Origin of the sequence: Serratia surfactantfaciens, from assembly GCF_001642805.2 — a bacterium.
GTDB classification, from domain to species: Bacteria; Pseudomonadota; Gammaproteobacteria; order Enterobacterales; family Enterobacteriaceae; genus Serratia; species Serratia surfactantfaciens.
Genome location: NZ_CP016948.1, coordinates 3,345,582 through 3,370,190, shown reverse-complemented (window position 1 = coordinate 3,370,190; position 24,609 = coordinate 3,345,582). Strand labels below are relative to the sequence as shown.

At 59.6% G+C, this 24,609-nt stretch carries 29 protein-coding genes; 13 read left to right on the top strand and 16 right to left on the bottom strand.

Going from position 1 to position 24,609, the window contains the following annotated elements; all coding sequences use genetic code 11:
- Window positions 1-28: 28 nt before the first annotated feature.
- Complete coding sequence (locus ATE40_RS15900) at window positions 29-1,621, bottom strand: ATP-binding protein (RefSeq protein ID WP_063919958.1); 1,593 nt, start codon at window positions 1,619-1,621, stop codon at window positions 29-31.
- A gap of 326 nt (window positions 1,622-1,947) precedes the next feature.
- Between ATE40_RS15900 and ATE40_RS15895 the strand changes: the two genes are divergently transcribed.
- Window positions 1,948-3,303 (top strand): 2-hydroxycarboxylate transporter family protein, encoded by a 1,356-nt coding sequence (locus tag ATE40_RS15895; protein ID WP_019455583.1) that lies wholly within the window; start codon window positions 1,948-1,950, stop codon window positions 3,301-3,303.
- A gap of 96 nt (window positions 3,304-3,399) precedes the next feature.
- Here ATE40_RS15895 and ATE40_RS15890 read toward each other — a convergent pair whose 3' ends face one another.
- Window positions 3,400-4,371 carry a patatin-like phospholipase family protein gene (locus tag ATE40_RS15890; RefSeq protein WP_019455582.1) on the bottom strand — a complete coding sequence of 324 codons (972 nt, stop codon included), beginning with the start codon at window positions 4,369-4,371 and terminating at the stop codon, window positions 3,400-3,402.
- 206 nt (window positions 4,372-4,577) lie between these two features.
- On the opposite strand from ATE40_RS15890, the gene ATE40_RS15885 reads away from it, so the two are divergent.
- From ATE40_RS15885 to ATE40_RS15875, 3 genes are all read left to right on the top strand, one after another.
- Window positions 4,578-5,522 (top strand): MBL fold metallo-hydrolase, encoded by a 945-nt coding sequence (locus ATE40_RS15885; RefSeq protein WP_019455581.1) that lies wholly within the window; start codon window positions 4,578-4,580, stop codon window positions 5,520-5,522.
- 153 nt (window positions 5,523-5,675) lie between these two features.
- Entirely contained in the window at window positions 5,676-6,416 is a 741-nt protein-coding gene (locus ATE40_RS15880; protein WP_063919957.1) for an SDR family oxidoreductase, read from the top strand.
- 64 nt (window positions 6,417-6,480) lie between these two features.
- Complete coding sequence (locus tag ATE40_RS15875) at window positions 6,481-6,684, top strand: DUF1289 domain-containing protein (protein WP_063919956.1); 204 nt, start codon at window positions 6,481-6,483, stop codon at window positions 6,682-6,684.
- A gap of 61 nt (window positions 6,685-6,745) precedes the next feature.
- Here the strand turns inward: ATE40_RS15875 and nrdF are convergent, their stop codons facing one another.
- The 5 genes from nrdF to ATE40_RS15850 all read right to left on the bottom strand — a co-directional run bounded on the left by nrdF (window position 6,746) and on the right by ATE40_RS15850 (window position 11,202).
- Complete coding sequence (nrdF, locus tag ATE40_RS15870) at window positions 6,746-7,717, bottom strand: class 1b ribonucleoside-diphosphate reductase subunit beta (protein WP_004928917.1); 972 nt, start codon at window positions 7,715-7,717, stop codon at window positions 6,746-6,748.
- Between the two features lie 8 nt (window positions 7,718-7,725).
- Complete coding sequence (gene nrdE, locus ATE40_RS15865; RefSeq protein WP_071892032.1) at window positions 7,726-9,870, bottom strand: class 1b ribonucleoside-diphosphate reductase subunit alpha; 2,145 nt, start codon at window positions 9,868-9,870, stop codon at window positions 7,726-7,728.
- Window positions 9,852-10,256 carry a class Ib ribonucleoside-diphosphate reductase assembly flavoprotein NrdI gene (nrdI, locus tag ATE40_RS15860; RefSeq protein WP_063919954.1) on the bottom strand — a complete coding sequence of 135 codons (405 nt, stop codon included), beginning with the start codon at window positions 10,254-10,256 and terminating at the stop codon, window positions 9,852-9,854. Before nrdI ends, nrdE begins: the two co-directional genes overlap by 19 nt.
- A 9-nt stretch (window positions 10,257-10,265) precedes the next feature.
- Window positions 10,266-10,496: a glutaredoxin-like protein NrdH gene (gene nrdH / locus ATE40_RS15855; RefSeq protein ID WP_004928934.1), complete on the bottom strand. Its 231-nt coding sequence runs from the start codon at window positions 10,494-10,496 to the stop codon at window positions 10,266-10,268.
- A gap of 274 nt (window positions 10,497-10,770) precedes the next feature.
- Complete coding sequence (locus ATE40_RS15850; protein WP_063919953.1) at window positions 10,771-11,202, bottom strand: carboxymuconolactone decarboxylase family protein; 432 nt, start codon at window positions 11,200-11,202, stop codon at window positions 10,771-10,773.
- Window positions 11,203-11,297: 95 nt separating this feature from the next.
- Between ATE40_RS15850 and pdxR the strand changes: the two genes are divergently transcribed.
- Window positions 11,298-12,728, top strand: a complete 1,431-nt coding sequence (gene pdxR, locus ATE40_RS15845) for a MocR-like pyridoxine biosynthesis transcription factor PdxR (RefSeq protein WP_063919952.1) — start codon at window positions 11,298-11,300, stop codon at window positions 12,726-12,728.
- Window positions 12,729-12,789: 61 nt separating this feature from the next.
- On the opposite strand, the gene ATE40_RS15840 is transcribed toward pdxR, so the two are convergent.
- Both ATE40_RS15840 and ATE40_RS15835 read right to left on the bottom strand, forming a co-directional pair.
- On the bottom strand, window positions 12,790-13,098 hold the full coding sequence (locus tag ATE40_RS15840) for an ElaB/YgaM/YqjD family protein (RefSeq protein WP_004928950.1): 309 nt from the start codon (window positions 13,096-13,098) through the stop codon (window positions 12,790-12,792).
- Between the two features lie 91 nt (window positions 13,099-13,189).
- Window positions 13,190-14,158 carry a nickel/cobalt transporter gene (locus tag ATE40_RS15835; RefSeq protein WP_063919951.1) on the bottom strand — a complete coding sequence of 323 codons (969 nt, stop codon included), beginning with the start codon at window positions 14,156-14,158 and terminating at the stop codon, window positions 13,190-13,192.
- A gap of 199 nt (window positions 14,159-14,357) precedes the next feature.
- Between ATE40_RS15835 and asr the strand changes: the two genes are divergently transcribed.
- Entirely contained in the window at window positions 14,358-14,708 is a 351-nt protein-coding gene (asr, locus tag ATE40_RS15830) for an acid resistance repetitive basic protein Asr (RefSeq protein ID WP_004928953.1), read from the top strand.
- A gap of 195 nt (window positions 14,709-14,903) precedes the next feature.
- Here the strand turns inward: asr and ATE40_RS15825 are convergent, their stop codons facing one another.
- Window positions 14,904-15,284: a DUF4440 domain-containing protein gene (locus tag ATE40_RS15825; RefSeq protein WP_063919950.1), complete on the bottom strand. Its 381-nt coding sequence runs from the start codon at window positions 15,282-15,284 to the stop codon at window positions 14,904-14,906.
- Window positions 15,281-16,663, bottom strand: a complete 1,383-nt coding sequence (locus ATE40_RS15820; protein WP_063919949.1) for an MFS transporter — start codon at window positions 16,661-16,663, stop codon at window positions 15,281-15,283. Before ATE40_RS15820 ends, ATE40_RS15825 begins: the two co-directional genes overlap by 4 nt.
- Window positions 16,664-16,768: 105 nt before the next feature.
- On the opposite strand from ATE40_RS15820, the gene ATE40_RS15815 reads away from it, so the two are divergent.
- The gene (locus ATE40_RS15815) at window positions 16,769-17,665 is read left to right on the top strand and encodes a LysR family transcriptional regulator (RefSeq protein WP_063919948.1); all 897 of its coding nucleotides are present in this window, start codon (window positions 16,769-16,771) and stop codon (window positions 17,663-17,665) included.
- On the opposite strand, the gene ATE40_RS15810 is transcribed toward ATE40_RS15815, so the two are convergent.
- Window positions 17,625-18,704: an alpha/beta hydrolase family protein gene (locus ATE40_RS15810; protein WP_244889052.1), complete on the bottom strand. Its 1,080-nt coding sequence runs from the start codon at window positions 18,702-18,704 to the stop codon at window positions 17,625-17,627. The genes ATE40_RS15815 and ATE40_RS15810 overlap by 41 nt on opposite strands.
- A 135-nt stretch (window positions 18,705-18,839) precedes the next feature.
- Here ATE40_RS15810 and ATE40_RS15805 point away from each other — a divergent pair, with 135 nt between their 5' ends.
- The 3 genes from ATE40_RS15805 (at window position 18,840) to ATE40_RS15795 (ending at window position 21,528) form a co-directional block, all read left to right on the top strand.
- On the top strand, window positions 18,840-19,820 hold the full coding sequence (locus ATE40_RS15805) for a helix-turn-helix domain-containing protein (protein ID WP_244889051.1): 981 nt from the start codon (window positions 18,840-18,842) through the stop codon (window positions 19,818-19,820).
- 94 nt (window positions 19,821-19,914) lie between these two features.
- The gene (locus ATE40_RS15800; RefSeq protein WP_084799174.1) at window positions 19,915-21,087 is read left to right on the top strand and encodes an MFS transporter; all 1,173 of its coding nucleotides are present in this window, start codon (window positions 19,915-19,917) and stop codon (window positions 21,085-21,087) included.
- A gap of 102 nt (window positions 21,088-21,189) precedes the next feature.
- On the top strand, window positions 21,190-21,528 hold the full coding sequence (locus ATE40_RS15795) for a DUF2002 family protein (RefSeq protein WP_019455568.1): 339 nt from the start codon (window positions 21,190-21,192) through the stop codon (window positions 21,526-21,528).
- Window positions 21,529-21,555: 27 nt separating this feature from the next.
- On the opposite strand, the gene ATE40_RS15790 is transcribed toward ATE40_RS15795, so the two are convergent.
- The gene (locus tag ATE40_RS15790; RefSeq protein ID WP_063919944.1) at window positions 21,556-22,002 is read right to left on the bottom strand and encodes a DUF1198 family protein; all 447 of its coding nucleotides are present in this window, start codon (window positions 22,000-22,002) and stop codon (window positions 21,556-21,558) included.
- A gap of 67 nt (window positions 22,003-22,069) precedes the next feature.
- Entirely contained in the window at window positions 22,070-22,405 is a 336-nt protein-coding gene (locus ATE40_RS15785; protein WP_063919943.1) for an MbeD/MobD family mobilization/exclusion family protein, read from the bottom strand.
- Between the two features lie 184 nt (window positions 22,406-22,589).
- On the opposite strand from ATE40_RS15785, the gene smrA reads away from it, so the two are divergent.
- Complete coding sequence (gene smrA / locus ATE40_RS15780) at window positions 22,590-23,162, top strand: DNA endonuclease SmrA (protein WP_063919942.1); 573 nt, start codon at window positions 22,590-22,592, stop codon at window positions 23,160-23,162.
- 50 nt (window positions 23,163-23,212) lie between these two features.
- Here the strand turns inward: smrA and ATE40_RS15775 are convergent, their stop codons facing one another.
- Window positions 23,213-23,626: a DoxX family protein gene (locus tag ATE40_RS15775; RefSeq protein ID WP_019452262.1), complete on the bottom strand. Its 414-nt coding sequence runs from the start codon at window positions 23,624-23,626 to the stop codon at window positions 23,213-23,215.
- 192 nt (window positions 23,627-23,818) lie between these two features.
- On the opposite strand from ATE40_RS15775, the gene ATE40_RS15770 reads away from it, so the two are divergent.
- Together ATE40_RS15770 and ATE40_RS15765 are read left to right on the top strand one after the other, a co-directional pair.
- A complete protein-coding gene (locus tag ATE40_RS15770) occupies window positions 23,819-24,049 on the top strand; it encodes a (4Fe-4S)-binding protein (RefSeq protein WP_025159532.1) in 231 nt (76 codons plus the stop codon).
- 1 nt (window position 24,050) lies between these two features.
- Entirely contained in the window at window positions 24,051-24,329 is a 279-nt protein-coding gene (locus ATE40_RS15765) for a GNAT family N-acetyltransferase (protein WP_019452264.1), read from the top strand.
- Between the two features lie 32 nt (window positions 24,330-24,361).
- On the opposite strand, the gene ATE40_RS15760 is transcribed toward ATE40_RS15765, so the two are convergent.
- Window positions 24,362-24,544, bottom strand: a complete 183-nt coding sequence (locus ATE40_RS15760) for a YodC family protein (RefSeq protein ID WP_019452265.1) — start codon at window positions 24,542-24,544, stop codon at window positions 24,362-24,364.
- Window positions 24,545-24,609: the final 65 nt, after the last annotated feature.

Genomic DNA, 24,609 nt, shown 5'->3' with positions numbered 1-24,609 from the left:
GGTGCTCAAAAAAATCGGGTTATGGGTTTTATTTAGGGATAAATATAGAGAATATCGCGCCGTGCGGCTCGTTGTCCGACACTTCTATGCTGCCGTGCGCCTGCGCCACATGGCTGGCGACCAGATGCAGGCCGATGCCGTGGTCGCTTTTATCCGCTTTGGTGGTCACGCCCTGTTCAAACAGCGTATCACGAATTTCCTCGGCGATGCCGGTGCCGCGATCCGCCACCTCGATCACCAGCTCGTTGCTGCTGTCGCTGATATAGAGTTCGATCGCGTCGTGCGGGGCCGGGCAGTGCAGCGTCGCTTCCACCGCATTATCCAGCAGGTTGCCGACGATCGACATCAGTTCGGTCTCATTCAGCGCCGCCGGGATCTGCCGCAGCTGGCAGGCCGGATCGAAGCGCAATTCGATGCCTTTTTCTCTGGCGCTGGAGTATTTGCCCAGCAGCAGGCCGCACAGCGCCGCCGAACTGAAGCGCTGTGAAATGAAATCGAGGATCTCCTGCGCGCCCTCCGACTGGGCTTCCACATAGCGGATGGCCTCGTCATAGCGCTGCATGTGCAGCAGTCCGGCCAGCGTGGCGGTCCAGTTCAGCTGCTCGTGGCGCATGATGCGCAGGTTGTCGGCATAGCGTTTCACCTGGCTGAGCTGGCTGCTCAGGGTATTGATATCGTTCTTGTCGCGGAAGCTGATCACCCAGCCTTGCAGCTCCTGCTCCTGCATGATGCGCACCCGGCTGGCGATCACCCGCACGTGGTTGAAACGGCACACCTCATCGTGCGTATCCTGGCCCAGCTGCGCGGCGCCGAAGAAGTTCGGCTGCGCCTGGATCACTTCGCCGATCGGCCGGCCCAGCAAGCTGGCGGCGGGTTGGTGCAGATCGAGCAGCTCGCGCGCCGCATGGTTGATGGTGATGATCCGCAGCTGCGGATCGACGGCGATCACCCCTTCATAGATGGCCTCCAGCAGCGCTTTTTGTTGGCGCACCAGCAGCGCGATCTCTTTCGGCTCCAGCCAGAACATCTGGCGCTTGAGGTTTTTCGACAGCAGCCAGGAAAAAACGAAAAGGGCGATCAGCAGCAGGACGATGGAGCCGATAATTTGCGTCAACGTCCTGGCATTTAAACTATCAATATGCGATTTCAAATAGCCGACGGAAACGATGCCGATAACGCGGTTATTTTCATCCAGGATCGGCGCCTTGCTGCGTAATGATACGCCGATGCCGCCCTTGCGAATGGAAATAATGCTTTTGCCTTCCAACACCTCTTTATTATCGCCGCCGATCATCGGCGTACCCAGGCGGCCTTCATATTCGGAATGATAAAGATGGCGGGCGTGATTATCGCCGATAACGATATAGCTGGCATCGCTGCTGGCGCGGATTTTTTTCATCAGCGCGGCGATCCTGGCGGCGTCACTCTTTTCCACCGCGTCCACCAACGAAGGGATAAGGGCGATTTCCCGCGCCTGCACCTGGGCGCGGGCGCCGAGATCGCGGTGCAGCTGCGCATCCAGCTGATAATAGGTGTAGGCGCCGATGCAGGTCAGCAGCAGGCAGGAGAAGGCCACCAGGCACAGAAACAGTTTGATTTGAAATGAGAGTTTAAGGCGCATGGCGGAGCTTTACCGTAAAGAGATCCTGAAGCCTTACCCTATCACGAGAAGCGGGGTCTGTAATATTGCGCCCGATCAACTTGTGATCCCTCACACGGGATTAGAGTGAAACGGACGAGAATTGTTCGTCTGCGATAAAGTTGATAAGCTTTAAAATAAAAACGGTATTAACACCATTAAAACCACGCCGGGTTTTACATAATCTTAATTAACCCCATAGAAACCATAACCACCATTAAAAACCCTTTTTAATTTTGAACATAATCACAGCAGATAATCCGTGCGCTTCTCTATGATGGCTGAACAAACTAATAAGAGGCCAGATTATGAGCACAACAGATGATTCTTACCTCGTAGCCAAAGACAAGACCGCCGATATTCCTCTGCGTGAAAAATGGTGGCGGATACTGGACAATTATAAAGTAGGGATCATTCCGTTACCGTTCTTTATTCTGGCCGGCGTATTGATTCTGCTCGACTGCCTGGAAGGCAAGCTGCCGAGCGACATCGTGGTGATGGTGGCCACGCTGGCGTTCTTCGGTTTCGCCTGCGGCGAATTCGGCAAGCGCCTGCCGCTGATCGGCAAAATGGGCGCGGCGGCGATCTGCGCCACCTTCATTCCTTCCGCGCTGGTGCACTATGGCCTGTTGCCGGACGTGGTGGTGGAATCGACCACCAAGTTCTACAAATCGACCAACATTCTTTATCTCTACATCTGCTGCATCATCGTCGGCAGCATCATGAGCATGAACCGCCAGGTGTTGATCCAGGGCTTCCTGCGCATCTTCATTCCGATGCTGTGCGGCGAGATCGTCGGCATGCTGGTGGGGATGGGCGTCGGCATGGCGCTGGGCCTGGAGCCGTTCCAGATCTTCTTCTTCCTGATCCTGCCGATCATGGCCGGTGGCGTCGGTGAAGGGGCGATTCCGTTGTCGATGGGCTACGCGGCGATCCTGCACATGGAGCAAGGCGTGGCGTTGGGGCGCATTCTGCCGATCGTGATGCTCGGCAGCCTGACCGCCATCGTCATCGCCGGCCTGCTCAATCAACTGGGCAAGCGTTATCCGCATCTGACCGGCGAAGGCAGCCTGATGCCGAGCAAGCAGGGCGACGGCGACATGAACGCGGTGGAAAAAATCAGCGGCAAGGTTGATGTCAGCACTATCGCCTGCGGCGCGCTGCTGGCCATTCTGCTGTATATGGTGGGCATGCTGCTGCACCGTCTGATCGGCCTGCCGGCGCCGGTGGGCATGCTGTTCGCCGCCGTGGCGGTGAAACTGGCGCACGGGGTATCGCCGCGCATTCAGGAAGGTTCGCAGGTGGTGTACAAATTCTTCCGCACCGCCGTGACTTATCCGATCCTGTTCGCCGTCGGGGTGGCCATCACGCCATGGCAAGAGCTGGTGGACGCGTTTACCGTACAGAACCTGATCGTGATCGTCACGACCGTCAGCGCGCTGGTGGCGACCGGTTTCTTCGTCGGTAAGAAAATCGGTATGCACCCTATCGACGTGGCGATCGTCTCCTGCTGCCAGAGTGGGCAGGGCGGCACCGGCGACGTCGCGATCCTCACCGCCGGCAACCGCATGTCGCTGATGCCGTTCGCCCAGATCGCAACCCGTATCGGCGGCGCTATCAACGTCTCGCTGTCGCTGCTGGTGTTGGCCAAGTTCTTCGTATAACTCCTATAAATCCTTAGCATTACTTTGCCTTTCCCCGCCCCCGCGGGGATTTTTTTGCCCGCGCGCCGGCCGGCCGCGCAGGCGGGAAAGCACCGGTTATGCCGCTTGCTTCATGGCGGCGTCATACCAGGCGAAGTAGCGCTCTACGCCGCGACGGCCGGATTCGATCAGCGCGCGTTTTTTCTCCTCGCTGATGCCGAACTCCAGCGTGCCGACGTCGAGCGTGTCGACATACACGGTGCGTTTCCAGTCATCGCTGTCCAGATGCACCTTGGTTTGGATGTCCAGCATCACGTTGGCCACCGCCAGGGTGAAATCAAACAGGTTGTTGACCGGCGTGCGCGGGCCTGCCTGGCCGGCGGCCTGGGCGATTTCGCTGGCGGAATCCAGGCGAAGGCCCAGCGTGCGGGTGTTGATGCGCTGGCTGGAGCTGTCGATGTAAGGTGGCGTGGCGGAGAAGTCATAATCGAATAGCCGCACCGGATAGTTGTCGATCATGCCGCCGTCCATGCACAGATCGCCCAGGGTATTGTTCTTTGCCACGAAGGCGAACGGGAACGACATCGAAATGCGCAGGCCGTCCGCCACTTTCATGCGCGGCGTGGTGCGGTGAGAATAGACCTCGCGCTGACCGCTGTTGAGGTTGGCGCCGATAAAGTAAATTGACTTGAACCCTTTCGCCGCCTTCATCGCTTCGAACTGCTCGAAAGTAATATCCGGGTTGCCGGTATATTGCTTGATAATATCGCGCGACCATTGATAGAAATAATCGCCGGGTGCGATGCCGTATTGATTGAACAGCCGATAGGCGTCCTGGATCGTGCCGAAAAAGCCGCCGTTATAATCGAGGAATTTTTTAAAATCCATCGCCGACAGAATTTTGGTTACGTCTGCCGAGCTGCAGCCCAGGCCGACCAGCAGCGCGGCGATGGCGCCCGCCGAGGCACCGGAGGTTTGCTTGATCTGCGGCATGATGCCTTTGGCTTCCAGCAGCTCCAGCGCGCCGCCATAGGCGATGCCTTTTACGCCGCCGCCTTCAAAGACCAGGTTTTCGAATTGATAGCTCATGTTATTTCCTTACTCGTGGTTTAGGGAGTAAGGAAAATAACCAAGTGGCGAGCGAGAAAATATTGATTGGGGTTGTGTGAATTAACAAACAAAATTATTCACAGTAAATATATTATTTATATATTTATCAAAGGCATTTATTAAACAGGCGCATCGGGCTTTTTGCGTCAATACTTAGCGCTGTTCAATTCTCGCAAGGAGTCATCATGTTCTGGAAACGTTGTCTGCTGGGGGCGGCGCTGGCCGTTATGTCATTACAGGCCGGGGCCGCCGCGCCGCAGGCCAAAACCCCGACGCCGGGATTCTACCGCATCATGTTGGGCGGTTTTGAAGTGACCGCATTGTCTGACGGCATCATTCGCCTGCCGGCGGACAAACTGTTGCTGAACAGCACGCCGCAGCAGATCGCCGCCGGGTTAGCCGAGCAGCATCAAAGCCTGCCGGTGGTCACCTCGGTCAATGCCTATCTGATCAATACCGGCGACAAGCTGGTGATGATCGACAGCGGTGCCGGCCAACTGCTGGGCGGCGGGCTGGGCAAGCTGGTGGATAACCTGCGCGCGGCGGGCTACCAGCCGGAACAGGTGGATGAGATCTACCTGACCCATATGCACCCGGACCATCTTGGCGGTCTGACGCGCGATGGCAAGGCGGTATTCCCCAATGCGGTGGTGCGCGCCGCCAGCCAGGATGCGGACTTCTGGCTAAGCGCCGAGCGGCTGAAACAGGCTAATGCGGAGAGCAAAAGCAACTTCGAAAGAGCCCAGGCGGCGATCAAACCTTACCAGACGGCCGGCCATTTTAAGCCGTTCAACGGCGACGGTGAACTTTCGCCGGGCATTGCCGCCTTTGCCGCCCATGGACATACGCCGGGCCACAGCGTCTATCAGGTGACGAGTCAGGGTAAAAAGCTGCTGCTGTTGGGGGATCTGATCCACGTAGCGGCGGTGCAGATGCCGCATCCGAAGGTGGCGATCGGCTTTGATAGCGACGCCAAGGCGGCGGTCGCCCAGCGGCTGCGGGTGTTCAGCGACAGTGCACGGCAGAGCGAGCTGGTCGGTGGCGCACACCTGTCGTTCCCGGGATTGGGTTACCTGAACCGCCAGGGTGAAGGCTATACCTGGGTGCCGCTGAACTACGGCGCGCTGTAATGGACATGGCCGCCCAACGGGCGGCCATCGAACAGAGCCCAGCGGCATTGTTCGATAATTTGGGATTATGATGCCAGAGAATCAGGGCTGATTCGCCGTGATAAACAGTGCATGATGAACGCTCTGCCCGTTGCTTTCTTTAAGGATCTCCCGATGAACCAGAAAACGCCTCCTGTCGCCATCGTTACCGGCGCATCGCGCGGCATCGGCGCCGCTATCGCCGAGCGCTTGGCCGCCGACGGCTTTACCGTCGTCATCAACTATTCGGGCAACCCGGCACCGGCCGACGAGCTGGCGCGCAAGATAGAACAGCGCGGCGGCCGCGCCTTGAGCGTCAAGGCCGACGTCAGCGATGCGGCTGCGGTCGCCCGGCTGTTCGACAGCGCCGAACAGGCGTTTGGCGGCGTCGATGTCCTGGTCAATAACGCCGGGGTGATCGCGCTGGCGCCGATAGCGGACATGGGGGATGAAGAGGTGAATCGCCTGCTCGACATCAACCTGAAAGGCAGTTTCAACACGATGCGCGAGGCGGCGAAGCGCCTGCGCGACAACGGTCGCATCATCAACTTTTCCTCCAGCGTGGTGGGGTTGCTGCAGCCGGGTTACGGCATGTATGCCGCCAGTAAGGCGGCAATCGAGGCGTTGACCAGCGTGCTGGCGAAAGAGCTGCGCGGCCGCAATATCACGGTGAACGCCGTCGCGCCGGGGCCGACCGCCACCGGCTTGTTCCTCGACGGCAAAACCCCGGAGCTTATCGAGCGGCTGGCGAAGATGGCGCCGCTGGAACGCCTGGGCTCGCCGGAAGACATCGCGGCGGCGGTGGCCTTTCTCGCGGGGGCCGACGGCGGCTGGATCAATGGCCAAACCCTGCGCGCCAACGGCGGCATCATCTGATTGACGGCGCGCCGCCGCCGGATCGGGTATCCTGTGGCGGCACACATCACATCAAGGGCGGTTTATGGCGGGCAACAATCAGCACTCTCATCTCGGCGTCAGGTCGCCCTGCGTCAGCCTGTGTCGGCTTGATGATGAGACGCAGCAGTGCCGGGGATGCCGGCGCACGCGGGCGGAGATCGCCGCCTGGCCGACCGCCAGCGACGCGGAGAAACGCGCCATCTGGCGGCGGCTTGAGCTGCGTGATGATTTAAATAAAAACAAATAGTTGAGCGGGGATAACACACCGCACCCCCGCTAGCGGCGTTTCCTGATAGAGTCAGCCAGCCTTAGAAATCCCAGTCCTCATCCTCGGTGTTGACCGCTTTGCCGATAACGTAGGACGAACCTGAACCGGAGAAGAAGTCGTGGTTTTCGTCGGCGTTCGGCGACAGCGCCGACAGGATCGCCGGGTTGACCTCCGCCATCGCCGGTGGGAACAGCGCTTCATACCCGAGGTTCATCAGCGCCTTGTTGGCGTTGTAGTGCAGGAAGGTCTTCACGTCTTCCGTCCAGCCGACGCCGTCGTACAGCTCCTCGGTGTAACGCACCTCGTTGTCGTACAGATCCTGCAGCAGATCGAAGGCGAAGTTTTTCACCTGCTGGCGCCGCGCGGCGTCCACCTTCTCCAGCCCTTTCTGGAACTTATAGCCGATATAGTAGCCGTGCACCGCTTCGTCGCGAATGATCAGGCGGATCAGATCGGCGGTGTTGGTCAGCTTGGCGCGGCTGGACCAGTACATCGGCAGGTAAAAGCCCGAATAGAACAGGAACGACTCGAGGAAGACGCTGGCGACTTTTTTCAGCAGCGGATCGTCGCTGCGGTAGTGCGCCAGAATGATGCCGGCTTTCTTCTGCAGCGCGCGGTTTTCCTCGCTCCAGCGATAGGCGTCATCCACGTCCGGCGTTTGGCACAGGGTGGAGAAGATTGAGCTGTAAGAGCGGGCGTGCACCGCCTCCATAAAACTGATGTTGGAGTACACCGCCTCTTCGTGCGGCGTCAGCGCATCGGCGATCAGGGCCGGCGCGCCGACAGTGTTCTGGATGGTGTCCAGCAGCGTCAGCCCGGTGAACACCCGAATGGTCAGCTGCTGCTCCTTCGGCGTCAGCGTGGCCCAGGAGGGGATATCGTTGGACAGCGGCACCTTCTCCGGCAGCCAGAAGTTGGAGGTCAGGCGGTTCCACACCTCCAGATCCTTGTCGTCTTCGATAATATTCCAGTTGATGGCGCGCACCAGCGGCGCCGATGTTACGGTCGTCATAAGTTGCCTCACAGCGAGCAGGACACGCAGCCCTGCACCTCGGTGCCTTCCAGCGCCATCTGGCGCAGGCGGATGTAGTAAATGGTCTTGATGCCTTTGCGCCAGGCGTAGATCTGCGCGCGGTTGATGTCACGGGTGGTGGCGGTATCGCGGAAGAACAACGTCAGCGACAGCCCCTGATCGACGTGTTGCGTGGCGGCGGCATAGGTATCGATGATTTTCTCCGGGCCAATCTCGTAGGCATCCTGGTAATACGCCAGGTTGTCGTTGGTCATGTAAGGCGCGGGATAGTAAACGCGGCCGATCTTACCCTCCTTGCGGATCTCGATGCGCGAAACGATCGGATGGATGCTGGAAGTGGCGTTGTTGATGTACGAGATGGAACCGGTCGGCGGCACCGCCTGCAGGTTCTGGTTGTACAGCCCGTGCATCATCACCGACTGGCGCAGCGCGCGCCACTCGTCGCGGCCCGGAATAGCGATGCCGGCGGCGGCGAACAGCTCGCGCACCCGCTCGGTCTGCGGCAGCCAGTCGCGTTCGGTGTACTTGTCGAAGTACTCGCCGCTGGCATAGCGAGAGTGCTCAAAGCCGTCGAACGTGCCGCCGCGTTCGATCGCCAGCCGATTCGAGGCGCGGATGGCGTGATAGGCCACGGTATAGAAATAGAGATTGGTGAAGTCGATGCCTTCTTCCGAGCCGTAGAAGATGCGCTCGCGCGCCAGGTAACCGTGCAGGTTCATCTGGCCCAGACCGATGGCGCGGGCGCTGCGGTTGCCTTCAGCGATCGAGGGCACCGAGCGGATGTCGCTCATGTCGGCCACCGCGGTCAGCGCGCGGATCGCGGTCTCGATCGCCTTGCCGAAGTCCGGCGCGTCCATGGTTTTGGCGATGTTCAGCGAGCCGAGGTTGCAGGAGATGTCCTTGCCGATGCGATCGTAGCTCAGATCCTCATGATACGTGCTGGCGCGGTTGACCTGCAGGATCTCCGAACACAGGTTGCTCATGTTGATGCGACCGGCGATCGGGTTCTCTCGGTTAACCGTGTCCTCGAACATGACATACGGGTAGCCGGATTCGAACTGGATCTCCGCCAGCACCTGGAAGAACTCGCGCGCGTTGATGCGCGACTTGCGGATGCGCTTGTCGTCCACCATCTCGCGGTATTTTTCACTGACGCTGATTTCAGACAGCGGCAAGCCATACACCCGCTCGACGTCGTAGGGCGAGAACAGGTACATCTCTTCGTTGTTCTTCGCCAGCTCGAAGGTGATATCCGGGATCACCACCCCCAGTGACAGCGTTTTGATGCGGATCTTCTCGTCGGCGTTTTCCCGCTTGGTGTCGAGAAAACGCAGAATGTCCGGGTGGTGGGCGTTGAGATACACCGCGCCGGCTCCCTGGCGCGCGCCGAGCTGGTTGGCGTAGGAGAAGGCGTCTTCGAGCATTTTCATGATCGGAATGACGCCGGAAGACTGGTTTTCGATGCGCTTGATCGGCGCGCCCACTTCGCGAATATTGCTCAGCAGGAAGGCCACGCCGCCGCCGCGTTTCGACAGCTGCAGCGCGGAGTTCACCGCCCGGCCGATCGATTCCATATTGTCTTCGATGCGCAGCAGGAAGCAGGAGACCAGTTCGCCGCGCTGGCGTTTGCCGCAGTTGAGGAAGGTCGGCGTGGCCGGCTGGAAGCGGCCGGAAATCATCTCCTCCACCAGATCCTGCGCCAGGGCGGTATCGCCCGCCGCCAGCGTCATCGCCACCATGCACACCCGATCTTCGTAGCGTTCCAGATAGCGCTTGCCGTCGAAGGTTTTGAGCGTATAGCTGGTGTAGTACTTGAAGGCGCCGAGGAAGGTCTCGAAGCGGAATTTTTTGGCGTAGGCCTGCTGGAACAGCTGCTTGATAAACGGGAACTCGTACTGCGCCAGCACCTGCGGCTCGTAGTAGCCTTCTTCCACCAGATAGCGCAGCTTTTCCTCCAGGTTATGGAAGAACACGGTGTTTTGGTTGACGTGCTGCAGGAAGTATTGCCGCGCCGCCAGCCGATCCTTGTCGAACTGGATCCGGCCTTCCGCATCGTAAAGATTGAGCATCGCGTTGAGCGAATGGTAATCCAGCGCGCCCGTCTCGGGCCTGGTCAGTTCTGTCGTTGCCAAAATGCGGTTACTCCCTGTCGAACGTTTTCAACGTCTTGCGAGGTGCCGAGCAGCTCGAAGCGGTACAAAAAAGGCACCTGGCATTTTTTGGCGATGATGTCGCCGGCGATGCCGTATGCCGCGCCGAAGTTAGTGTTCCCGGCGGCGATGACGCCGCGCAGGTAGGAACGGTTTTGCGGAACGTTGAGAAAGCGGATCACCTGGATCGGCACCGCGCCGACGGCGCTGCCGCCGCCATAGCTGGGCACGATCAAGATATAGGGTTGTTCCATCAGCAATTTGCTGCGGGCGCCGGCGATCGGAATGCGGATCGCCGGCAGGCCCAGTTTCTCAACGAATCGATGGGTGTTCTCCGAGCTGCTGGAGAAATAGACCAGCGGATTCATCGGCGGGCCTCAGCAGGTGAGCGCCAGCGCGCCGATTTTGTCCGGACGGAAACCGGACCAGTGATCGTCACCGGCGATAATCACCGGAACCTGCTGATAACCTAATGATTTAACGTGGTTCAGCGCCTGCTGATCCTGGGTGAGATCGATCACCTGATAATCAATCCCCTGCTTATCAAATGCGCGATAGGTGGCGTTGCACTGGACACAGTCCGGCTTACTGTAAATAATAATGCTCATGATTCGCATTTACCTTTTAGACTGAAGGAAAGGCGGACAAGTCAGATAACGGAGCATCGTTCCTGGCGTTTCTGACGGCGTTATCAACCGAACGACATTCCCTGCGGCTGACCTATAAAATACTATATGTTGATATTTGTTTTATCAACCGCGCTATATATGGTGTTTTGTGTAAGGTGATACGCAGACCGCGTCGGGGCTGGGAAGGCGAGGGGAAAATTTTTTTTGCGGGTGGGAAATTCCCCCTCTCAGAGAAGAGGGGGAGGCGAACGCATTATTGACGCATGCTGACGGCCAGTCGGTTGAAGGCGTTCATGATGCTGATGGCAAAGGTCAGATCGGCGATCTCGGCGTCGCTGAAGTGTGCTTTCAGCGCCTCAAAAGCGCTGTCCGGCGCGCCGGTGGCGGCGATCAGCGTCACCGACTCGGCCCATTCCAGAGCCGCGCGCTCACGTGCGCTGAATTCATGGCTGACGCGCCAGCCCGCCAGCGTATCGAGTTTGGCATGGCTGAAGCCGTTTTCGCGTAGCGCTTTACCGTGCATGTCCAGGCAGTAGGCGCAGCCGTTGATCTGCGAAACGCGCATAAACATCAACTCGATGGTCGCTTTGTCCAGAGCGCCTTTCTCCAGCGCCATCAGCGCGCCCACCATATTTTTGTACGGGGCGGGCGCCAGCTCGGCGTAGTTCAAACGTTGCTTAATCATGGTCAACCTCAATGGGGAGTAACGAAATCATGACGCTACTTTAGCGGCCTTATGGTCTATGCTATAGGGCCATAAAATGATTATTTAACCGGGCCATGATGCCAACTTTCCTGACCTCGCTGCGTTTGGACAGCCGGCTCGCCGAGCCGCTGTACCGGCAGATTTATCTGCGAATCAAAGACGCCATCGCCCAGGGCAACCTGGCGGCGGGCAGCCGGCTGCCTTCGGTGCGCGGGTTGGCGAGCGATCTTGGCGTGGCGCGTGCCACGGTGGAAAGCGCCTATGCTCAACTGATCGCCGAAGGTTTCTTGCTGAGCCGGGGGCAGGCGGGCACCTATGTCTCGCCGCAGTTGCCACCCATGCAGGGGGCGGCGTCTGCTGCGCCGTCGCTGCCGGCGGTGGCGCCCGATCCGCTGCAGCCGCAGGGCATGCTGCAGCCTTTCCAACTGGGCGTGCCGGCACTGGATGCGTTTCCTCGGGCGCTGTGGCAGCGCATTGTCGCCCGCCAGCTGCGAGGTTCTACGGTGGCTTCCCTGGCGCTGCCGCCGGCCGGCGGCCTGCCTGAACTGCGTGAGGCGATCGCCCATTATCTGCATTTGTCGCGCGGCATCAGCTGCCGGCCGGAACAGATTTTCCTCTGCGCCGGCTACCCGGCGCTGTTGGACTGGGTGGTGGAGACGCTGTTGCACGCCGGTGACTCGGTATGGATTGAAGATCCCGGTTATCCGGTCACGCGCCCGCTGCTGCGGGCCGCTGGCGTGAGGCCGGTCGCCGTGCCGGTGGATGAACAGGGCATGGACGTCGCCGCCGGTATCCTGACTGAGCCCGAGGCGCGGCTGGCGGTGGTGACGCCGACTCATCAAAGCCCGCTTGGCGTCTCGCTCAGCCTGGCGCGGCGCATGGCGCTGCTCGACTGGGCGCAGCAGCGTGCGGCCTGGATCCTCGAGGATGACTACGACAGCGAATTTCGCTATCACGGGCGGCCGCTGCCGCCGCTGAAAAGTCTCGATGTTCAGGGACGGGTGCTGTACGCCGGCACTTTCAGCAAAACGCTGTTCCCGGCGCTGCGCATGGCTTATCTGGTGGTGCCCGCCGATCTGACGGAGGTATTCGCGCGCAGCAGCCGGCTGCGCGGCTGCGGCTGCCCGCCGCTGCTGCAGGCCGGCGTGGCGGATTTCATCCGCCAAGGTCATTTCTACCGCCACCTGAAACGCATGCGGCCGGTGTACCGCCAGCGGCGCGAGTGGTTGACGCAGGCGCTGGAACGGCAGCTGGGGGCATGGCTGACGGTGGTGCCGCAGCAGGGCGGCATTCAGCTATTGGCTCGGTTGCATCACGGGCTGGCGGATGCGCCGTTGGCGGCGCAAGCGTGGCAGCACGGGTTGGCGGCGCAGGCGTTGTCGGATTGGCAAATCGATCATCCGGCGGGGCAAGGATTACTGTTGGGATTCGCCAATTTCAGCCGGCGAGAAGAGACAGAGCGGGCGGTGCAGGGGTTGGCGCAGCTGTTCAAACGCGCAAATTAAACGGCCCGCGATTTCCGCGGGCCAGACGCACATCTGTTTTATCTTTATGACTGCAGGGGTGTTAACGCCGGGCCAGCAGCACGCCGAGCACGATGCCGACAGCGGCACCGATCCCTACGCCCTGCCAGGGTTTGTCACGCACATAGCTGTCGGCTTGATCGACCGCGTCGCGCGCATGCTGTGTCAGACTGGTGGAGCCATTGAACCGCGCCCTTGCGTCGCGCAGCACGCCTTTCGCCTTGCTGTGCAGCTCTTTCAGTTCCTCTTTGGTCTTGTCACCGGACTCACGCAACACTTCATCCAGCGTATCGGCCAACAGAGTGACGTCCTGATCGATGTCGCGTTCTGTTCTTTCTGCTTTCTTAAACATTCGGCTCTCCGTTTCGACACATGTCTTTTAAGTGTAGACCATGCTGAGATTTGTGTGGCCGATCACGGAAAAAAACGACGATTCGCCGGCGTTAACAACCGGCGGCGATGAAATCGCCGTTAGCGCTGACCGGGATCACGGAATTGAACAGCACCAGCGCGAACAGGATAAGAATTACGCCGCCGAGCATTACCGCGATGCGGGAAACCTGTGCCAGATAATAGCCCGTCAGGCCGGGTTGGCTGGTCAGAAAGCGCTCGCGCGCGTGGTGCACCAGCGTGGCGAGGATCATGATCGACAGCCCGGTGCCCAGCGCCATGCTCATGGCGGAGATCACGCCCCAGGTGAACATGCCGATGGCGTTGGCGAAGACCAGGATCAGGATCGCGCCGCTGCACGGACGAATGCCGATCGAGACGATCAACCACAGGGCGTTGCGCCAGCCACCGGTCAGTTCGGCCGCGCTGGGTTGATGTCGGTGGCCGCATTCGCATGCCGCCGTATGCGGATGGTCCGCCGGATGCAGCGCTTTGATGACCGGTGAACGGCGCCACCGCCAGCCGCCGGCGCGCAGGATGACCATCAGGCCGAAGGCGGCGATAAATAACGCGCTGCCTTTTTCTACCCAGTAACGGCTGAGGCTGAGATCGCCCATCGACAGGTTAAGCGCCACCGCCAGCACCACCACGAACACAATGGCAACGACACCTTGCATCAGGCTACCCAATAGGGTGATCAGCCGGCTGGCGTTCAACTGCTGGCGATGGGTGGCCAAGTAGGTCGTGATGACGAACTTGCCGTGGCCGGGGCCGATGGAGTGCAGGAAGCCGTAAGCGAAGCTGGCCAGCGTCAGCATCAGCCCGCCGCTGTATTGCTGGTTGCGCTGCTGCAGCAGATAGAGCACCAGATAGCGGTGCATGTAAATCTGGAAGTTAATGCAGTACTGCACGAACTCCGCCCAGTGCCGCACGAACAGATAGAGCAGCGTCAGCAGCAGCAGGCCGGCGAGGGCCAGGCCGGCGTAGCGGCCGGGCGCGTGTTTCAACGAGGCGGTTTTCATAGCGTGAACAGACCTGTGCCGAGGGCGTCTTTCTACAGCATATATCCGCCGATAGGGTTCACAAGCGCCATTCACAAACGTTGTACATTTGGTTACTCGGCGAAACCAATCACTCACGGAAACGGCGGTTTGATTCCACTAGTATCTGTTTCAACGGCTCCACCGGAGCTTACCGAAACAACACTCTGAGGATTTAAAGATGAAAAAAGTATTAGCGCTGATCGTTGCTGCCACTATGGGTCTGTCTTCTGTTGCTTTCGCTGCTGATACTGCAGCTACTGCTCCGGCTACCACCACTGCTCCAGCTGCGACCACCACTACCGCTGCGCCAGCGGCTGCTGCTGAAAAAGCGCCAGCTAAAGCAACGCACCACAAGAAAGCTAAGCACCACAAAAAAGCGCCAGCCCAGAAAGCTCAGGCCGCTAAAAAGCACCACAAAAAAGCGCCAGCTCAGAAAGCCCAGGCTGCTAAAAAGCACCACAAAAAAGCGCCAGTGCAGAAAGCTCAGGCCGCTAAAAAACACCACAAAAAAGCCGGTAAAAAAGCTTAATTAAGTGATGTTTGCGGAACCGAAAGGTTCCGCATGATCCAGCCCGTATTTCAGACACCCGGTTCTTCCGGGTGTCTTCTTTTGAGGCTACGCACGATGATCAATCGCTATCTGTTTGAAGTCATTTTCAGCGCGGTGACCCTGTGCGGGGTGATCGTCGGCTGGGAACTGTTTTTGGCCGGCAGCTTTTTGTGATTACTGCGCCATAGCGGTTTCGTGCAAATGTCGCCAGCCGATTGCGGCGGGCAGACGCTCGAACACCACCGTGGAGTGCCGCAGGGTGGCGCTTTGCCCTGGCAACCGCTGTTTTTCTCGATAACTGACTACCGCGCCCGTCGGCCATTCGGCCACCAGCTTCATCTCTTCTATCTCGATTTCCAATCCCGGTTTGGCGGCGCGATGCGCGCGGAAAAAAGCGCACAGCGCGGTGAAATCCAGCGGGGCGCCGTTCAGCGCGATCATGCTGAAATCCGGCGTAAAGCGCGCCAGCAGCGCCTGTTCCTCTCCAGCCCCTTTGCCCAGCCAGCGCTCAATGGCGATGTGGGCGTCGATCACTTCGGTAAAATACGGGTTCATACAGCATCCTGTTTAGCGTTGAGTTGGCGCACGATGGCGCGGTTGGCGAGACGCAGGCACAACAGCAGCGGAATAAGTACGCTGGCGCCCGCCAGAATAAAGCAGGTTCGGTAGGCGGCTGCGGGTGGCAACACGGTCAGCAGCAGATTCAACAGCAGGCTGAGCAGCGCCACGCCGAGGCAGAAACTGAGCTGGCGGTTGATATTCCACAGCGCGCTGGCGTCCGCCAATTGGCCGTCGGGGATCTGCAGGAACGCGCTGCTCTGCGCGGTGCTGCTGCACAGGCTGCCGCCGAACCCCATCAGGGCGAAGGCGGCGATCTGCAGCACATGCTGCCCGGCCTGATCGATCTGCGCCAGCGTCAGCATGCCGGCGCCTTGCAGCAGGCAGCCGACGATCAAAAGCGGCCGCGGGCCGAGGCGATTAAAGCTTTTGCCGGTCAGCGTGATAGCCAGGAACGACGCCAGCGCCCAGGGCAGCATCAGGCCGCCCACCTGAGCGGCGGGCATCGCCAGCTGGTTTTGCAGATACAGCATCGCCACCAGGCTGACGCCGATGAACAGGCCGGGAATGCATAAGTAAACCGCCATGGCGTTGCGCAGCAGCGGGTCGCCGATCAGTCGCAGGTTCAGCAGCGGTTGCGGAGTGTGCAGGCTATGGCGCAGATAATAGGCCAGCACCAGCAGGCCGGCGATCAGCAGCGCCGTGCCGGAAGCCTGATGACCGGCTTCGCTGAGCCGCGTCAGGCCGAGCAGCAGCAGCGTCAACGCCGCGCAGGCGCTCAGCAGGCCAGTGGCGTCGAGCGGTTTTCGCTCCGTCGCCGATGTTTCCGCGCGCAGCCATAGCGCCGCCAGCGCCAGCGCCAAGGCCGCCAGCGGCAGGTTGGCGAAAAACACCCAGCGCCAATCCAACCGATCGACGAGCCAGCCCCCCAGCGCCGGTGACAGCGCCGGCGCCAGCAGCCCGACTAACATGATGGCCGCCGACAGCCCGGCGCGTTCATGGCTGCGATACAGCTGATAGGTCAGCGTCTGGCCGATGGGGATCAGCAAGCCGCCGCCCATGCCCTGCAGGGTGCGCCAGCCGATCAGCGCGCCGATGCTCTCGGCGTTGCCCGCACCGAGGGTGGCCAGCATGAACAGCGCCAGTGAAAGAATAAATACCCGGCGCCCGCCGATGCGCTGCGCCAGCCAGGCGCTGAGCGGGATCACCAGCGTCAGGCCGAGAATATAGCCGTTGCTGACCCACGCCAGCTGGCTGACCGACGCCCGCATTGCCTGGCCGATGGCGGGGTAGGCGACGTTGGCGATAAACATATTGATCAGATCGACGAAAAAGCCGAGCAGATAGACGATTGCCACTTTGCTGCGATAAGACATGGTGCCTCCGGTTGAAGGCGAGCAGTGTAGCGGGGGGAAAAGTGCGGATAAATCGGCGGCGGGCGATTACACTGTCAAAATCATTTTGACAATAAGGGTATCGAAATGCTGAATTTGCAGCGCCTGGCGATCTTCGCGGCGGTGGTGGAGGCTGGCAGCTTTACCGCCGCCGCGGTGGCGCTGGGGCAAACCAAGGCGGTGGTGAGCTTTAACGTCAAGCAGCTGGAGAACGAGCTGGGGGTTTCACTGCTGGCGCGCAGCACCCGGCGGCTATCGCTGACCGATGCCGGCGAGCGTTTCTACCAGCGCAGCCTGCAGCTGCTGCAGGAGGCGGAAAATGTGCTGGACGACGTGCGCCGCGATCATCATGGGTTGAGCGGCGTGCTGCGTATCACCAGCACGCCGGAGTATGGCGCGCAGGTGGTGGTGCCGGCGCTGGCGGCGTTTTCGCGACAGCATCCGCGCCTGCGCATCCAGCATGTCTCTTCTTCTTACCATGCCGATCTGATCTCGGAGCGCTTCGACGTGGCGATCCGCCTGGGGCAACTGGCGGATTCCAGCCACCGTGCGGCCTTGATCGACAGCTTCGCCATTTTTCCGGTGGCGGCGCCGGATTATCTGGCCGACCGGCCGATCCATTCGCTGACGGATCTGGCACAGGCGCAGTGGATCGCCCACAGCCGGCTCAGTTCGCCGCTCAGCTGGCAGGTGATCACGCCGCAGCGCGAAGCGGTGCTGTTCAAGGTCGCGGACGCCGCGACGCTCACCGGCGACAGCGCTGCGGCATTGCTGGCGTTCACCTTGCATGGCGGCGGCGTGGCGCTGCTGCCGGCGTGGCTGGCGCAGCCCGAAATCGATGCCGGCAGGCTACAACGGTTGCTGCCGGATCACCGTTTCCCTGAGCAGAGCATCTATGCGCTCTACCCGAACACCCGCCATGTGCCGGAGAAGGTGCGGGCGTTTATCGATTTTCTGCGCGCACGGGTAGCCAGGGGCGAATGAACGGCAATATTGCCGCCACCGTTTGCTGATGTACCCATTCACGTTGGGCAGGCGTGGTTGCGCATAGTACCTCTGCTTCCTGTTCTTCAGAGGCCAAAATTTTGCGGCCGTTGGGTTGGCAAATGGGTAAGAAATCGAAATGATTGCCGCGGGTTAATCGCTGTGCGCGGATAGGCTGTTCAGCGCCGTTAGCTGCCAGCGACGCCCCACCCAAACGCGAGCCTTTCTCGCTTGGCAGATAGTTTTGCGGTTCGATAATCAACAAGGGGCTGTTTAGGTGACGCAAACTCTCCGGCCGCAGATAGGGCACCATGCCGGGATCGAGGGCGACGGCAAAGCGGATACGCGGGTCGGTATAATCGGCATCGAACCGATCGGCGGCGACCTGCGTCAGGTCAACCCTGGCCTGGGTATAGAACCGGCAATTGGGTGACTGCGGCCGTTGCCGACAACCGGCGATGAAATCTGCCAGTCTGACTCTGCCGCCGATGGCCGCGATAGCGCTGTAACCGCCCTTGGAGTGGCCGACAACGCCGATGGCGTGAGGGTTGACGAGAGCAGCCCAGCGAGGGGAGGCGCCGATCGCGTCAATCAGCGCGGAGATATCTTCGGTTTGCCGCCAAAGATTGATGGACTGCGCCGGGACTGAGTCGCCGGTGGTACTGCCGGGTGAGTTGGCGGCAATCACCACCACGCCATGGCTAACCAGCGCTGCCGCCAGCCAGGCCTGGCTGGTATTGTTCCCTCCGCTGCCGTGACTGAACACCACCAAGGGAAAGGTGCCCCTGGCCGGTGGTGCGTCAATTTGGCCGGCAATACCGGTGAATACCGGATTGGCACCGACGTTTTGTCGTGGGCCTTCGGCCTCGGTGGGATAATAAATACGGCTGGCGAGCGTGCGCGAACCCCGGGAAAACGCTTCATCATGAATGGCGATCTGATAAGGCGATGCGCTGGCCGTCGTGCACAGCAGCAGCCACAGGGACAGTAACTTTTTCATCCTCACATCCTCATTACGACAAAAGCGCAAAGGTGACATCGGCTGTGCCTCTCGGCGACCTCGATCGCGATCAAGGTCGTTAAATTATTGTTTTAACAGACTTAAGGCCATACACTTTTCCGCTTCGTCTCTTTGGATAAGGCGTAATGAATGCCGCTCATTCCCGTTACCTTTTTGTTCAGCCTGCTGTGCTGCGGGCTGTTGCTTCGCCTTGGCCGGCCCAGCGCCCGGCGTTGGGTTTTCCAGCTGTTACTGCTGCTGTGCGCATGGCAAAGCCTGCTGGTGGGGTTGCGTTACGGTTACGACTTAACGCAGTTCAACCGGTTGCAGCCGATGGGAGCCGTCATGATCCCGGTGCTGGTCTGGCTGGCCTTCCGGGTGAGCACGCAGGGGCGATTGCGGCTTGCCGATGTCTGGCATTTTGCGCCCTTATGCCTGACGCTGTTGGCCAGTTGGTATGCGCCAGTTTGGTTGGATGCGTTGATTATTGCCGCCGATGCGGGTTACGGCGCGGCCTTGTGGTATGCACTGCGCGGCGGTGAGAACAGTTTGAAGCAGGTGGCGTTGGCGGAAAGCTGGCTCTGCTGCCGTCTGTGGTGTGGGTTAGCCATTTTATTGTTCACCGTCGCGATAGCGGAGCTGATCATTACCCTCGATTTTGCCTGGTTTGGCGGGCGACATGCCGGCCTGTTGGTGACGGTCGACACTCTGCTGCTTACGTTGGGCGTGTACCTGGTCTTGTCCCGCACCCGGCCGGCGGAGCAACCGGTCGAGGAAACGCCGGAGCCTGTTAAAGTCGTCGCAGTGAATGATGACCAGATCCACCACTGGTTTGTTCAGGTGCAACAGCAATTGCTGAAAGACGATCTTTATTTGCAACCGGAGCTGAATTTGGCGCTGTTGGCGCGCAAAAGTGGATTGCCGGCGCGCCGGGTGTCGCAGGCCATCAATCAGTATGCCGGGATGAATGTCTCGCAATACGTGAACCAATTGCGCATCGGTGAGGCGGCGCGAAGGCTGCTTGTCGGCGACCGCCCGATAACCGAAATCATGCATGAGTCGGGATTTACCACCAAGTCGAATTTTAACCGCGAATTCTTGCGCGTATATGGTGCCAATCCCAGCGAATGGCGCAGGCAGCAAAGACTTAGTTAAATAATAATTCGTTATCACTCTCTCATTTATCATCAAATCTCATCGGGGTATGCTGGAGAGCTTCGCCTACCCCGTCCGATGCGAGCCACCTTCGATGACCGCAGAAAATAACCTCCAGTTGAACCGACGCATTCTGTCCGTGGTGATGTTCACCTTCGTCTGCTACCTGACCATCGGCCTGCCGCTGGCGGTGCTGCCGGGATTTGTGCATAACCACCTGGGCTACAACTCGGTGCTGGCGGGCCTTATCATCAGCGCGCAGTACTTCGCCACGCTGTTCAGCCGCCCGCACGCCGGGCGCTACGCCGATCTGCTGGGGCCGAAGAAGGTGGTGCTGTTCGGCCTGGCGTGCTGCGGCGTCAGCGGCCTGTTTTACGCGCTGGCGTTCGGCGTTGACGGCTGGCCGTGGCTCAGCCTGCTGCTGCTGTGCGTGGGGCGGGTGTTTCTCGGCGTCGGCGAAAGTTTCGCCAGCACCGGTTCCACGCTGTGGGGTATCGGCCGGGTCGGGGCGATGCACACCGCGCGCGTGATTTCCTGGAACGGCGTCGCCACCTACGGCGCAATGGCGGCCGGTGCGCCGCTCGGCGTGTATCTGAACCAGCAGTGGGGATTGGCCGGTGTGGCGGCGCTGATCGTGCTGGCGGTTGCGGTCGCGCTGCTGTTGGCGAGCGGCAAACCGGACGTCTCGATCGCCGCCGGGCAACGCATCGCCTTCAGCGCGGTGCTCGGCCGTATCTGGGCTTATGGCCTGGGACTGGCGATGGGCACCGTCGGCTTCGGCGTGATCGCCACGTTCATCACCCTTTACTACGCCGACAAGGGCTGGAGCGGTGCGGCGTTTTCGCTGACGCTGTTCAGCTGCGCCTTCGTCGGCATCCGCCTGATCTTCAGCAACGTCATCAATCGCCACGGTGGCCTGAAGGTGACGCTGGCGTCGTTTCTGGTGGAGATCGTCGGGCTGCTGTTGATCTGGCAAGCCGGCGAGCCCTGGATGGTGCAAACCGGCGCGTTGCTGGCCGGCGCCGGTTTTTCGCTGGTGTTCCCGGCGCTGGGCGTCGAGGCGGTCAAGCAGGTGCCGCCGCAGAATCAGGGGACGGCGCTCGGCACCTATTCGGCCTTCCTCGATCTGGCGTTGGGCATCACCGGACCGCTGGCCGGGCTGTTGATTGGGCAAGCGGGCGTGCCGCCGATCTATCTGGCGGCGGCGCTGCTGGTGGCGCTCGGAGTATTACTCACTCTGCGTCTGTTGCAGCAGCGTCGGGCCTGAGTCAGGAATAGTCTGAAACCCGGATTCCTCCCCAGAAAATCATTGTTTCGGTGAATGATTACGGTAAGGTCGCTCAGCGGTCCAGAATGAGAGGAGGAATCGATGTATTTACGGCCGGATGAAGTGGCTAAAGTGTTGGAGAATACCGGCTTTGAGCGTGATTATGTCACCGATCAGGCCTATGGCTACCGCAAGGGCGCACACTATGTGTATGTGAATCGCGAAGCGCGGATGGGCAGAACCGCGTTGGTGATCCACCCGGCGTTGAAAGAGAAAAGCGTGCATTTCGCCACGCCGACCTCGCCGGTGCGCACCAGCGAACAGTATCTGGAGTTTCCCCTGGATTTAAGCGGCGACGCCCCGAACCAGCGTTACGGCATCGCACACGGCTTCAGCTCGCGCGAAGCGCTGTCGCGCTACCTCTACAGCATGTTCCTGTAATCGGTCCCCCGCCCCAGGGGGACGCTATTAGCCGTGGGCCAATGCTTCGCGGTTGAAACGCTCATTGTAGGCGCGACGGAACTGCGCCAGTTCAAACGCATCGATATCCAGCTCGGCGAAGTAAAACAGCGCCGCTTCCGTGTGTTCGGCGTGCAGCTCCGGCGACAGCCCGGCGCGCAGCAGCATATCGCGCCATTGGCCGATCTGTTCGTCATCCGCCTGCTTGATGAACGTCAGGTAGATGAACAGCAGGTAAGCGGCCTGGTGCATCTCTTCGGTGTAGCCGTTGTTCAGCATGCGGATAAAGGTCTGGCTTTGGCGGCCGCCCATTTCCTGGATCATCGATTCGATCAGCATCGGTTTGACCCTCAGCAGATGGGCCAGCGAATCGATGGCTTTACGGGTGTCGGACGTCAAAATGCGGTAACCGATAATAAATACGACGATCAGGGCGGCGAGGATGATCCAGGTCATTTAGGCTTTATTACACTCTCAATACGCCAGAAGAGGGGCGGGAGGCGCTGTGCGACAGCGCCTGTTATCAATGCTGTTCGCCGCTGAAATTACCGACCGCGCTCTGTTGGCGCAGGTGGTGATTGAAGGTGGCCGCGTCTTTGGCCAGCGCATCCAGATGGGCGCCGAGCATTTTGATCTGCTTCACCAGCGCATGCTGTTCCGGCACCGAGCTGGCGGTGCTCAGCTTGCGCACCAGTTGTTCATTCTGCGCCCGCAGCGCGGCTTCGCGCTGTTTGGCTTCTTCCAGCAGTTGCTGCAGCGCCTGGTAGCTTTGCTGCCATTTGCGGTGTTGCCGTTCGAAGCTGCTCTGCAACTCATTCATCGCATTTTGAAACTGGATTTCCAGCTCGCGCATTGTCATGGGCTCGATCCTTTGCGGCACTCAATGATGGCTTAGCAGTATAGCGAAAACTGCTCGCAAGCTCACCCGTTGACGACAAATGAGACAAATGCCGCTGACAATTCCCGGCTTGCAACCGCGCCAAGGCGTCTTACAATCGTCCCCATCCCCGGCCGTAAAGGCTGCCGTTCAAGAGAGGTGGAACATGAGCGAGCAGGAAAAAGACTTTTTTGAACAGGCGATGGCGGACGTGGTGCCGCTGGCGAGCGGGCGGCAGACGCTGTACCTCAAGCCGCAGGAGACGACGGACAAAAGCGCGCGGCTCGAAGCGCAGCGGCTGCTGCAAGAAAATTTCCTCAGCACCGACTTTCTCGAGGTGATCCCCTGTGAACAGCCGCTGGAGTTCAAAGGGGAAGGCATTCAGCAGGGCGTGCTGGACAAGCTGCGCAACGGCCGTTACCCGCCGCAGGCGTCGCTGAACCTGCTGCGTCAGTCGGTTGAAGCCAGCCGGCAGGCGCTGTTTCGCTTTATCGAGCAGGCGGAGGCGCAAAACCTGCGTTCGCTGCTGATCGTACACGGCCGCGGGCGCCAGAACGAGAGCCATCAGAATATCGTGCGCAGTTACGTCGCCAAATGGCTGGCGCAGTTTGAACAGGTGCAGGCGTTTTGCCGTGCCTTACCCCGCGACGGCGGCGAGGGGGCTTGCTACGTCACGCTGCGTAAATCGGCGCAGGCCAAGGCGGAAAACTTCGAGCGCCACGCCAAGCGCAGCCGTTGAAAGGATAATCCAAATAAAATGGCCGGCGAATCTCGCCGGCCATCGATGAATTATTTATTAAATATTTTATAGTCCAGCGAATAACGGCCGGCGCCGGTCACCGCCAGCAACAGCAAACCGCCAATGATGCTGATGTTTTTAAAGAAGTTGATTTCGTTACCCATCATTTCCATGCCGGTCATCTTCCAGAACGGATGGCCGATAAACGCAGTGCCCAGAACATACAGGGCGAAAATGACCGCGATAGGGCGAGTAAACAGGCCGAGAATAAGCGCGATGCCGAAAATAAACTCCACCACCACGGCGATAATCGCCGCCAAATAAGGCATCGGCGTGCCATAACCTTCCATCGCCGTGACGGTCGCACCGAAGTTGACCAGTTTCATCCAGCCGAAAATGATAAACAGAACCATCAGTAGAATGCGGGACAGCAGAATTACGCCGTCTTTTGAGCTATCACCCATTTCGAACTCCTTAGCCACTGTCGGAATTATGTTGTCTTGCTGATTAAAGATTAGATCAATTTACGTTTTTTTCTAGCGGCGGCGGGCGGTTGCGCCTCTTTTTTCGGTGAGCGAGACGCGTGGTGAAGCCGGCGACATTGCCTATACTTGAGCCTGGAGCAAAAACAATAAAACAGGCAATGTGAGGCCATGATGGACGAGGAATTGACCGCAACCGGTTACCGCCGTTATTCCGGCGATAAGATTGACGTTTATTTTAACAGCGCGATATGCCGCCATTCCGCCAACTGCGTGCGCGGCAACGCGGCTATTTTTACCCTGAACCGCCGCCCGTGGATTATGCCGGACAATGCCGACGCGGCGGAGGTGAAACGCGTTATCGACACTTGCCCCAGCGGCGCACTGAAATATAGGGAGAAATAATATGGATCTTAAAATACTGGCAGACGAGAAGCGTTTTTATATCAATGACGAGCAGGGCAAGACGATCGCCGAGATCTCTTTCGTGCCGAGCGGCGACAAGCTGACTATTATCGATCACACTTGGGTAGATGAGTCATTGAAGGGACAGGGCGTCGGCAAAAAGCTGGTGGCGCTGGTGGTGGAGAAAATGCGCGCGGAACAGCGCAAAATCATTCCGCTGTGCCCGTTCGCCAAGCATGAGTTCGATACCACACCGGCCTATCAGGACATTCGCGCCTGAGGCGATAACGGGGCGCGGCGCGCCCCGGTCATTCAGCAGACGCCGAAATCGCCGTCTTCGTGGTACAGCGCCACGTCGCTGGCCTGCACCTCCGTGCGCTGCTCTTGACCCAGTTCATTCCAGCTGCAAACCAGGGTTTCGCCGTCGATCGCCACCACGGTCATCTTTGGGCCGCCGGTAGTGCGTTGCACAAAATCACCGATATTGAATGCCATGCGTTCCTCCACAACAGATTAAACCTCATCTATTGATAACACAGAATGGCGCCGCCGTTGGCAGA